The sequence below is a fragment of the uncultured Cellulomonas sp. genome, from assembly GCF_963527515.1.
In the GTDB taxonomy this organism is placed as follows: Bacteria; Actinomycetota; Actinomycetes; order Actinomycetales; family Cellulomonadaceae; genus Cellulomonas.
Map to the genome: position 1 here is coordinate 33555 of NZ_CAURTV010000020.1, position 10107 is coordinate 43661.

A 10107-nucleotide genomic window follows, 5' to 3' on the forward strand; every position below is an offset into this window, starting at 1 on the left:
GCACCCGCTGGGTGCGTGGCAGGTGATGATCTCCCGTGCCCGCTGACCTCCCGTCCCCACCCTCCGGCCCCGAGGACGAGATCCCCCTGCCCGGCGGGAACGTCGGCGGCGCCGTCCGCGTGGGGGACACGGTGCGCCGACCGACCGGCCCGTGGACCCCGGCGGTGCACGAGCTGCTGCGGTTCCTCGACGACGCGGGACTCGGCCGCATCCCCCGGGTGCTCGGCATCGACGACCGCGACCGGGAGATCCTCACGTTCCTGCCCGGACGGGTGCTGGACATCGGCCGCGAGACTCTGAGCGATGCCCAGGTGCGCTCGGCGATGGCGTGGCTGCGCGAGTACCACGCGACGGTCGCCGGCTTCCCGCGCGACAGCCGGCGGTGGCGGTTCCTCGAGCGCGCCCTGGCCCCCGGGGAGATCGTGTGCCACCACGACACCGCGATGTACAACATGGCGTTCGACGGCGAGGAGCTGGCAGGCGTCTTCGACTGGGACGTCGCCGGGCCCGGGATCCCGCTGGACGACGTCGCGATCTTCGCGTGGAACGGCGCGGTCCTCTTCCCGGACGCCGACGCCGACGAGGTCGCGCACGGCCTGCGCACCACGGCGGACGGCTACGGCGGCGGCCTCGACCCGCACGCGCTGCTCGACCACGTGCTGGTGCGCATGACCGGCGCCGCCGACAAGATCGCGGCGGCCCAGGCGGCGGGCGACCCGGGCATGCTGCGGCTCGGCACGGTCGGCGAGCCCGCGGCCACCCGCGCACGGCTCACGGTGCTGCGCGGTCGGCTCCCGGTCCTGCACCAGGCTCTCGACCGCTGACCTCGCCGTCCGGCTCGTCGGTCGACGGGGGGCCGACGAACGGCGGGTCGGCCGTCCACGCGGCCGCGAGCAGCACGATGCGGGCGATGAGGTTGATCCACACCAGCAGCGTGACGATCACGGCCACGGACGTGAACAGGGGGTTCCGGCTCACGCTGCCGGCCACCACGGAGGTACCGAGGATCCGGACCGCGCCCATCCCGACCGCCGCGATGACCGCACCGCGCCACAGGTCACGCCACGCGGGATCCTCCCCGGCGAGCACCTTGACCAGCAGCAGGAAGATCGAGGCGTCGATGAGGAGGCCCACCAGGACCGCGACCACCCGGAGCACGACCGCGGTCGACCCGCCCCACCCGAGCGCGTCGAGCACCCACTGCGCGGCCGACGCCACTGCGGTGGTCAGCACCGCCGAGAGCAGGATCGCGACCCCCATGCCCACGAAGCCCCCGAGCTCCCGGGCCTTGCCGAGCACCACGTTCCCGCCCGGCCCGTCGTCGGCGAACATCGCCCGCAGCGCCGTGCGCAGGGCCGCCATCACGGCGATCGCGCTGACCAGCAGGACGACGACCGCCACGATCCCGGTGAGCGTCAGCCCGCCGCTGAGCTCGAGGGAGTCCGGGTCGATCATTCCCGTGTCGTCACCGGTGTCGAGGAGCCCCGGCAGCGACGCGTTGACGGAGTCCAGCACCCTCTGGCGCAGCGCGTCGTTCCCGCCGAGGACGGCCATGAAGACGGTGTAGCTGATGGTCAGCGCGGCGAACACGGAGAACAGGGCGGCGTACGCGATGCCGCCGGTGAGCACCCCGCCACCGCGGGACCCGAACCGGGCGTTGGCGCGGCCGGCACGGCTGTGCTGCCACCACGCGAGCAGCTTCTGCACCCGCGCCACGAGCGACACGCGCGGCGTCGGCGGCGAGGGGTCCGGAGCCACCGCCGTGGCGTGCGCGTGGGCGGCCCCGGCACCGGTCGCAGGACGCGTGCCGTCGGCTGCCATGACCCGACCCTAGGTCGCGGCGACGACCCCGGCATCTGCGGGCGACCCGGTGAGAGTGAAGTCACGAGCGGGCCGCCAGACGCCGTCGTCGCCGTGGGCGTAGCTGTGGAAGCTGTCGGCGACGAAGGAGGCGTCGAAGTCGCCCAGCCCGTCGAACGCCGCGTCCAGCTGGTCGTCCGGAACCTCGTGCGCGACCGTGACGTGCGGGTGGTACCGGAACCGGAGCTCCTGGGCGAGGACGCCCGAGCGGACGCTGCGCTCCAGGCCCTCGCAGCCGGGAGCCCCCTCGGTCACGCGGACGAACACCACGGGTGAGACCGGCCGGAACGTCGCCGTCCCCCGCAGGCGGATCACGAACGGTGCGTGCTGCTGCGCGACGGCGGCGAGGTGCTCGTCGACGGTCAGGATCTCGTCGTGCTCGATCACGGTGGGGCCCAGCAGCGTGATGTGCGGCGGGATGAACTCGGCCCACGGGTCACCGAACCGCGCCCGCGCGGCCTGCAGCACCGAGCCGTACGGCTCCGGCACGGTGATCGCGACGCCGATCCGGAGCTGGTCGCCGGACCGTTCCGGCAGCCTCACGCGCCCACCCGGGTGCGCGCGCGGCGGGGCAGCAGACCGCTGCGGTCGTACAGCCGCTCGAGCGTCGCCCCGGCCAGCTCGCTCGCCCGGTCGGCACCGTCGGAGAGCACGTCGTCGAGCGACGCCGGGTCCGCCAGATACCCGTGCACGCGGGCCTGGAACGGCGCGAGGAAGTCCACGACGACGTTGGCCAGGTCGACCTTCAGGTCGCCGTACCCCTTGCCCGCGTAGTCGGCCTCGAGCGCCGGGATCTCCCGGCCGGTGAGCGCCGAGTAGATGGTGAGCAAATTGGAGACGCCCGCCTTGCCCTCAGGATCGAAGCGGATCTCCCGGTCCGCGTCGGTGACCGCCGACCGGATCCGCTTGGCGACGACCTTGGGGTCGTCGAGCAGCTCGATGAGGCCGTTCGGGCTGCCCGCCGACTTGCTCATCTTGGCCGCCGGGTCCTGCAGGTCGTAGATCTTCGCGGTCGCCTTCACGATGTGCGGCTCCGGCACCACCACGGTGTCCGGCCCGAACCGGGAGTTCAGCCGCTGCGCGAGGTCCCGGGTCAGCTCCAGGTGCTGGCGCTGGTCCTCCCCCACGGGCACGAGCGTGGTGTCGTACAGGAGGATGTCCGCCGCCATGAGCACCGGGTAGGTGAACAGGCCGACGGTGGTGCCCTCGGCGCCGTGCTTGCCGGACTTGTCCTTGAACTGCGTCATCCGGTTGGCCTCGCCGAACCCCGTGTGGCACGAGAGCAACCAGGCCAGCTCCGCGTGCTCCGGCACCTGCGACTGCACGAACAGGATCGAGCGAGCCGGGTCCACGCCCGCGGCCAGGTACTGCGCGGCGGTGCGGCGGGTGCGGTCGCGCAGCACGGACGGGTCGGGGCTCACCGTCAGGGCGTGCAGGTCCACGACGCAGTAGATGGCGTCGTGCTCCTCCTGCAGGGCGACCCACTGCGTCAGCGCGCCCAGGTAGTTGCCCAGGTGGAGGGAGTCGGACGTGGGCTGCATCCCCGAGAAGATGCGCGACTGCTGCGGCGCCAAGACCATCGGACCATTCTGTCAGGGCGGGCGGACCCGGCGTGCCGGATGCCGCCCGGGAGGGGGAGGACGGGTGCGGACCGGTGTCAGGTGGCCTCGTCGTCGTACGGTGCCGGCGTCGGCGGGACCGCTGCGGCCGCAGCCCCACCCGTGGCGGCGCGGGCGGCGCCGGTACCCGTCACCGGACGGCTGGCGGGCGGTCGGACGGGCCGGGGCGGGTCGTCCTCGAGGAGGGCGTCCCGCACGATCCTGCGCGGGTCGTACTTGCGGGGGTCGAGCGCGGCCCAGTCGACGTCGCCGACCTCCTCGGCCAGCTCCTCGTCCACGCGCGCCTTGGCGTCCCGGACGAACGCCCGCCCCCGGCGGACCCACTGTCCCAGCTGCTCGGCGTAGCCGGGGAGCCGCTCGGGGCCGATGACCAGCGCGGCGACGACGAGCAGCACCAGCAGCTCACCGCCGTTGATCCCGAACACCGGGTCAGACTACCCCTGCGGCCTGCGCCGGGGGCCCGGGCCGACCGACGGTCGAGCCTGCCTACGTGGGCGACTCGTCCAGCTGGACGCGCACGTCGCGCTCGTCGGAGCCGCTGCGGACGCGCAGCACGATGGTGTCCCCCGGCGTGCGCGCACGGATCGCCACGATGAGCTCGTCCGGGTCGGTCACGGGGCGTCCGTCGATGGCCAGGATGACGTCCCCGGGGTGGATGCCGGCGCGCTCCGCAGGGCCGTCGGCGGAGACCGGCTCCCGTCCCTGCTGCGCGGCCGACGAGACCTGCACGCCCTCGCCGGTGTACCGCTGGTCCAGCAGCACGCCGATGATCGGGTACGTCGCCCGACCGGACTCGATGAGCTGGTCCGCGGTGCGGCGCACCTGGTTCGAGGGGATGGCGAACCCCAGCCCTATGCTCCCGCCGACGATCGAGGTGGAGCCCGGCGGCTGGGCGATGGCCGAGTTGATCCCGATGACCTCGCCGGCCAGGTTCACCAGCGGACCGCCGGAGTTGCCGGGGTTGATCGCGGCGTCGGTCTGGATCGCGTTGATGAACGCCTGGTCGTCGGGGTCGTCCGACTCGCCCGCGGACACGGGCCTGTTGAGCGCGCTGACGATGCCCGTGGTCACGGTCCCGGCCAGGCCGAGCGGAGCACCGACGGCCACGACGGCGTCCCCGACCACCACGCCGTCGGAGTCACCGAGCAGCAGGGGCGTCAGGCCCTGCACGTCGACCTTGAGCACCGCGAGGTCGTAGTCGGCCGTGCGGCCCACGATCGTCGCCTCCTGCTCGCTGCCGTCGACGAACGTCACCGTGATCGTCGTGGCGTCCGCCCCGTCCGCCTGGGCGATCACGTGGTTGTTGGTGACCAGGTACCCGTCGCCGCGCAGCACGAAGCCCGACCCGGTGGCGCTGCCCCCGAGGCCGTCGACCTGGATCGAGACCACGCTGGGCAGCACGCGCGAGGCGATCCCCGCCACCGACTCCGGGGCGCGCTCGACCGGTCCGGCTCCCACGGGCGCCACGGGCAGACCCGCGTCCGCGAGGTGGTCGTCCTCGTCCAGGCGCGCGCCGAGGACGCCGCCGACCGCGCCCGCCGCGAGGGCCAGCACGACGAGCGGCGCGATCCACACGAGGGAGAGGGAGCGTCGGCGCCTGCGGTGCACCACGACCGGCGGGACGTCGTGCGGCCCCCGCTCGGGCACGGGTGCCGCGTCCGGCATCCCCGCCCACGGGGCACCCGGCTGCTGCGCCGTCGACCCGTACGGGCTCGGGGCCCCGGTCGGCGGCAGCGAGCCGTGCGGCACGGACCAGTGCGTCCCGGGCGCGCGCGATGCCGTAGAGGGCTCGCGCGGCGCGGTGGTTTCCGGGAGCGCCGGCGTGGGCGGGAGGTCACGACGTCCCGACGGCGACGCGAACGGGCTGGTCGGCGCCGCGACCGGGTCGGTCCCGGGGTCCGGTGCCGCGGCGTGCGCGTCGTCGGGGGTCGTCATGGTCGTTCGAGCGCTCCTGCCACGGTGTTCCAGCCGCGCGTGATCCGCGCGGGCACGCCGTCGTCGAAGGCGCCGCCCGGAAAGGCTCCCACAAGTGTCTCGCCCGACGCCGAGGACTGCGAGCCGACCACCTGGACCACGGTTGCGTCCGACTGCCACACGACGTGCCACGGCTCGTAGGACAGGACGTACACCTCCCGGCCACCGACCTCGCTCGTCGGCGCACCGGCCAGGGCGCTCGTCTCGAGGCGCCCCTGCTGCTCGGTGACCACGAAGGAGGTCCCGTCGGCGGCGCGCACGTCGACCTCCAGCACGCGCGAGTCGTCCTCCGCCCAGCGCACGGAGGTCACCGACCACCCGTCGGGCAGCGCGGCGGGGAACGACCACGCGTGCTCGCGCAGCCACGACACCGTCTCGGTCACGCCCTCCGTGCGGTCGGCCGTGCCCGAGACGCCGGTGGTCGGCGGCGGACCCGCGGTGATCGCCTGGCCGAGCAGGCCGAGGTCGACGCCGGGGTGGACGGTCGGCACGACGTCGGGCCGCTCGCCGAGGACGAAGAGCATCGCCGCCACGGCACCGAGACCGGCCATCGAGCCGGCGGCGAGCCGGACCGCCGACCGCCGGTGCCCGACGTCCCCGCGCAACGAGCCGCCCGCGCGCCACCCGCGGGCACCCAGCCCGCCGCTCGCCACCCCGTAGGAGGCCAGCTCGTCGCGGGACTGCCGCCCCGGCGGGGCGAAGGGGTCGCTGCCGCACAGGTCCGCGCCGGCGGCGAGCGAGAGCAGGCGCGCCGTCAGGTCGGGCGCCGGCTCCACCTCGTCGGCGGACGCCAGGGCGCGCCGGGCCGCACGGGAGGCGGCCAGCTCGGCGCAGCACTCGGGGCAGACGGCGACGTGCGCGAGGGCCTTCTCGGTGTCCGCCACCGAGAGCTGCCCGTCGGCCAGCGCGCTGATCCGCGACCCGAGGTGGCTCATCCGAGGACCGTCAGCGGGGACGCGTCGGCGGAGTCGACGAAGGTGGTCGGCGCGCGGTGCTCGAGAGAGACGCGCAGCCGCGCGCGGGCGCGGTGGATGCGGGACCGGACGGTGCCCAGCTTGATCCCGAGCGTGACCGCGATCTCCTCGTAGGAGAGTCCCTCGATGTCACACAGCACGACGGCCGCGCGGTACTCCGGCGGCAGGTCGTCGAGGGCGCGCTGGATGTCGAGGTCGAGGTTGCCGTGCTCGAACGCGCGCTCAGGAGCTCCCAGCTGGTCGCCCGAGGCGTACCGCTCGGAGTCCTCACCCATGGCGTCCATGCGGATGCGCTGGCGCCGGCGTGCCTGGTCGAGGAACAGGTTGGTGGTGATCCGGTGCAGCCAGCCCTCGAACGTGCCGGGCGTGTAGGAGTGCAGGGAACGGAACACGCGGACGAACGTCTCCTGCGTGAGGTCCTCGGCGTCGTGCTTGTTGCCGGTGAGCCGGTAGGCCAGCCGGTACACCCGCGCGGAGTGGTCGCGGACGATCTCCTCCCACGACGGAGCCTGCCAGGCGGCGGGCTGGGTGGCGGGCTGGCTGGCCACAGGACGGGTCTCCTCGGTACGTGACATCGTGCCCCAGTGTCCCAGGTGGACCTGTGAGCCTCGAACGGTAGGAACGCCTGCGGGGCCCCAGAAGTTCCGCCCTCGGCGGAGCCGACCGCCTCCCGCGTCCGGCGGGGCGCCGCGACTACTCTGGTCGACGACCGTTGCAGCTCCACCCCGTCCCGCCCAGGAGGCAGCCATCTCCACCGACAAGGCCCAGAGCTGGGTCTACTGCGAGGAGTTCCTGCCGGAGGACGACATCCTGCTGCGTGCCCGTGAGCGTGCCGCGCAGCTCGGGTGCACGCCCGTCCTGCCCGGGTCCGGCGCTGCGCTGAGCGTGCTGGCCGCCGCCGTGGCGGCGCGGGCCGTCGTCGAGATCGGCACCGGTGCCGGCGTCGGCTCCCTCTACCTGCTGCGCGGCATGCCGGCGGACGGCGTGCTCACCACCATCGACCTCGAGGTCGAGCACCAGCGTGCCGCCAAGGAGGCGTTCGCCGAGGAGCGCGTCAAGCCGACCCGGACGCGGACGATCTCCGGCCGCGCCCTCGAGGTGGTGCCGCGACTGACCGACGGCGGCTACGACCTCGTGTTCGTCGACGCCGACAAGGAGAGCTACCCGGGCTACGTCGAGCAGGCGGTGCGCCTGCTGCGGCCCGGTGGCGTGCTCGCGGTGGACAACGCCCTGTGGCACGACCGGGTGGCCGACCCCGCGCGACGGGACGAGACGACGACGACCATCCGCGAGGTCGGCCGCATCGTGCGTGCCGACGACCGCCTGCTCCCCGCCCTCCTGCCCACGGGCGACGGGCTCCTGGTCGCCGTCAAGCGCTGAGCTCTCGGCGGGTTGTGCTCCGACGCATGACGCGATGACCCACCCTCGTGACAGCAGTGCCTCCTCGTTGCTACGGTGCTGATACCGACCGGTCGGTTTGCTTCGAGAGGAGGCAGCTCCCCATCAGCGCCTCGCAGTCGCCGGTCGCGGGCGGGGCACCCACGAGAGGACACAACGTCGTGACATCTCCGATCTTCTGGCGGCGGGCCGTCGCCACCGCTGCACTCCTCACCACGGTCGCGGTCGGCGGGGTCGCCGGTCCCGCCGTCGCTGCCGACAACCCGTACGAGCGCGGACCGGCACCGACCTGGGCCAGCATCGAAGCCGCACGCGGCGCGTTCGCCGTCTCCCAGTCGTCGGTCTCGCGGTACCTGGTCAGCGGCTTCGGCGGGGGCACCATCTACTACCCGTCGGACCGGTCGCAGGGCACGTTCGGTGCGGTCGTCGTCGCCCCCGGCTACACGGCGAGGCAGTCGAGCATCGCCTGGCTCGGGCCGCGGATCGCGTCGCAGGGGTTCGTCGTGTTCACCATCGACACGACGACGGTCTACGACCAGCCCGCGTCCCGGGGTGACCAGCTGCTCGCGGCCGCCGACTACCTGACCCAGCGGAGCTCGGCGGCCGACCGGATCGACGCCGGCCGGGTCGCCGTCATGGGCCACTCGATGGGCGGCGGCGGAACCCTGGAGGCCGTCAAGGACCGTCCGTCGCTCAAGGCGGCGATCCCGCTGACGCCCTGGAACATCGACAAGACCTGGCCCGAGGTCACCACCCCGACCCTGGTCATCGGTGCGCAGAACGACTCCGTCGCCTCGGTCGCGTCGCACGCCCGGCCGTTCTACCAGACCCTGCCGGCGTCGACCCCGCGCACCTACCTGGAGCTGCGGGGAGCCAGCCACTTCGCGCCCAACACCTCCAACACGACGATCGCCGAGTACTCGATCGCCTGGCTCAAGCGGTTCGTCGACGCTGACACCCGCTACACGCAGTTCCTCTGCCCGGCGCCGTCCGGCTCTGCACTCTCCGCCGTGAGCACCAGCTGCCCGTTCTGATCGCGCGGACGAGCCCCGCACCGACCCACGGGACGGTGCGGGGCCGACGCCGTCAGCGCAGGTCGTCCAGGAACCGCAGCAGCAGTCGGGCGCCGAAGCCGGTCGCACCCTCGGTGACCTCGTGCCGGTCGGAGGTCGCGCGGGCGGGCCCGGCGATGTCCAGGTGCGCCCACGTCCGCGCACCGACGAAGTGCCGCAGGAACAGCGCGGCGGTGATCGACCCGCCACCGATGTGCTTGTCGACGGGGACGTGGCGCAGGTCGGCGATGGCGGAGGACACGGCCTCCTCGTACTCCTCGACCAGCGGCATGTGCCACGCCAGCTCGCCGGAGGCGTCGGCCGCCGCCAGCAGGGAGCTCACCAGGCCGGCGTCGGCGGAGTAGAGCGCGGCGTGCTGCTTGCCCAGGCCGAGGGTCGCGGCGCCGGTGAGCGTGGCGACGTCGATGAGCACGTCCGGGTCGAGGGTGGCGTCCGCCCAGGCCAGGGCGTCGGCCAGGACCAGGCGACCCTCGGCGTCGGTGTTGGCGATCTCGACGGTGGTGCCGCCCCACATCGTCAGGACGTCGCCGGGGCGGTAGGAGGCGCCACCGACATGGTTCTCGGCGAGCGGCAGCACCGCGGTGACCCGGTGGGCGACCCCGGCGGCGGCGGCACCGAGCACGGTGGCCAGCGCGACGGCGGCCCCGGTCATGTCGGTCTTCATCGGCACCATGGCCTCGCGCGGCTTGATCGAGAGGCCGCCGGTGTCGAACGTGATGCCCTTGCCCACGACGACCACGTGCTGCCCGCCGGCGGTCGGCGGCGAGTACGTCACCGTGACCAGCCGGGGTGGCGACGCCGAGCCGGCGCCGACAGCGAGGATCCCGCCGAACCCCTCGGCCGCCAGCTCGCGCGGTCCGCGCACGACGACCTCGAGGCCCGCCTTCGTCGCCAGCCGCTTCGCCTGGTCGGCCAGCCAGGCCGGGGTCTTGGTGCTGGCCGGGGTGGTCGCCAGGTCCCGGACCAGCCAGGTGGCCGTGGCGGCGGTGCGACCCTCCGCGACCGCGGCGGCGGGACGCATGCCGTCGCGACCGAGCAGGACGAGGTCCGCGACCTCGCGGGTCGGGGCGTCCTTGGCCGACGCCCTCGGCGGCGCGTAGGCCGCGAGCAGGTACCCCTCAGCCACCGCCCGGGCGGCGGTCGCGGCGGCGGAGTCGTCCTGGTTCGCCTCGGCGCCGAGCGTCGTCACCACCGTGCGCAGCCCGCGGG

The 10107-nt window shown here is 74.0% G+C and carries 11 protein-coding genes; 3 read left to right on the forward strand and 8 right to left on the reverse strand.

What is annotated here, in order from left to right; all coding sequences use genetic code 11:
* Positions 1-35 precede the first annotated feature (35 nt).
* Positions 36-824, forward strand: coding sequence for a phosphotransferase (locus tag RYN42_RS07700; RefSeq protein ID WP_315095139.1), 789 nt, complete (start codon positions 36-38; stop codon positions 822-824).
* Here the strand turns inward: RYN42_RS07700 and RYN42_RS07705 are convergent.
* The 7 genes from RYN42_RS07705 to sigE all read right to left on the reverse strand — a co-directional run bounded on the left by RYN42_RS07705 (position 772) and on the right by sigE (position 7002).
* Positions 772-1821, reverse strand: a complete 1050-nt coding sequence (locus RYN42_RS07705) for a YihY/virulence factor BrkB family protein (RefSeq protein WP_315095141.1) — start codon at positions 1819-1821, stop codon at positions 772-774. The genes RYN42_RS07700 and RYN42_RS07705 overlap by 53 nt on opposite strands.
* Before the next feature lie 9 nt (positions 1822-1830).
* Positions 1831-2403, reverse strand: a complete 573-nt coding sequence (locus RYN42_RS07710) for a 2'-5' RNA ligase family protein (protein ID WP_315095142.1) — start codon at positions 2401-2403, stop codon at positions 1831-1833.
* Positions 2400-3440 (reverse strand): tryptophan--tRNA ligase, encoded by a 1041-nt coding sequence (gene trpS, locus RYN42_RS07715; RefSeq protein ID WP_315095144.1) that lies wholly within the window; start codon positions 3438-3440, stop codon positions 2400-2402. The genes RYN42_RS07710 and trpS overlap by 4 nt, the downstream gene beginning before the upstream one ends.
* A 77-nt stretch (positions 3441-3517) precedes the next feature.
* Positions 3518-3904, reverse strand: a complete 387-nt coding sequence (locus RYN42_RS07720; protein WP_315095145.1) for a twin-arginine translocase TatA/TatE family subunit — start codon at positions 3902-3904, stop codon at positions 3518-3520.
* A 61-nt stretch (positions 3905-3965) separates the two neighbouring features.
* Positions 3966-5414, reverse strand: coding sequence for a trypsin-like peptidase domain-containing protein (locus tag RYN42_RS07725; protein WP_315095147.1), 1449 nt, complete (start codon positions 5412-5414; stop codon positions 3966-3968).
* The gene (locus RYN42_RS07730) at positions 5411-6388 is read right to left on the reverse strand and encodes a zf-HC2 domain-containing protein (RefSeq protein WP_315095149.1); all 978 of its coding nucleotides are present in this window, start codon (positions 6386-6388) and stop codon (positions 5411-5413) included. The genes RYN42_RS07725 and RYN42_RS07730 overlap by 4 nt, the downstream gene beginning before the upstream one ends.
* Complete coding sequence (gene sigE, locus RYN42_RS07735) at positions 6385-7002, reverse strand: RNA polymerase sigma factor SigE (RefSeq protein ID WP_315095151.1); 618 nt, start codon at positions 7000-7002, stop codon at positions 6385-6387. The genes RYN42_RS07730 and sigE overlap by 4 nt, the downstream gene beginning before the upstream one ends.
* Before the next feature lie 172 nt (positions 7003-7174).
* Between sigE and RYN42_RS07740 the strand changes: the two genes are divergently transcribed.
* A complete protein-coding gene (locus tag RYN42_RS07740; protein WP_315095159.1) occupies positions 7175-7807 on the forward strand; it encodes an O-methyltransferase in 633 nt (210 codons plus the stop codon).
* Between the two features lie 179 nt (positions 7808-7986).
* Positions 7987-8859 (forward strand): alpha/beta hydrolase, encoded by an 873-nt coding sequence (locus RYN42_RS07745; RefSeq protein WP_315095153.1) that lies wholly within the window; start codon positions 7987-7989, stop codon positions 8857-8859.
* 52 nt (positions 8860-8911) lie between these two features.
* Here RYN42_RS07745 and RYN42_RS07750 read toward each other — a convergent pair.
* Positions 8912-10107 (reverse strand): M17 family metallopeptidase (locus tag RYN42_RS07750; protein WP_315095154.1); only part of this gene is annotated, 1196 nt, incomplete at its 5' end.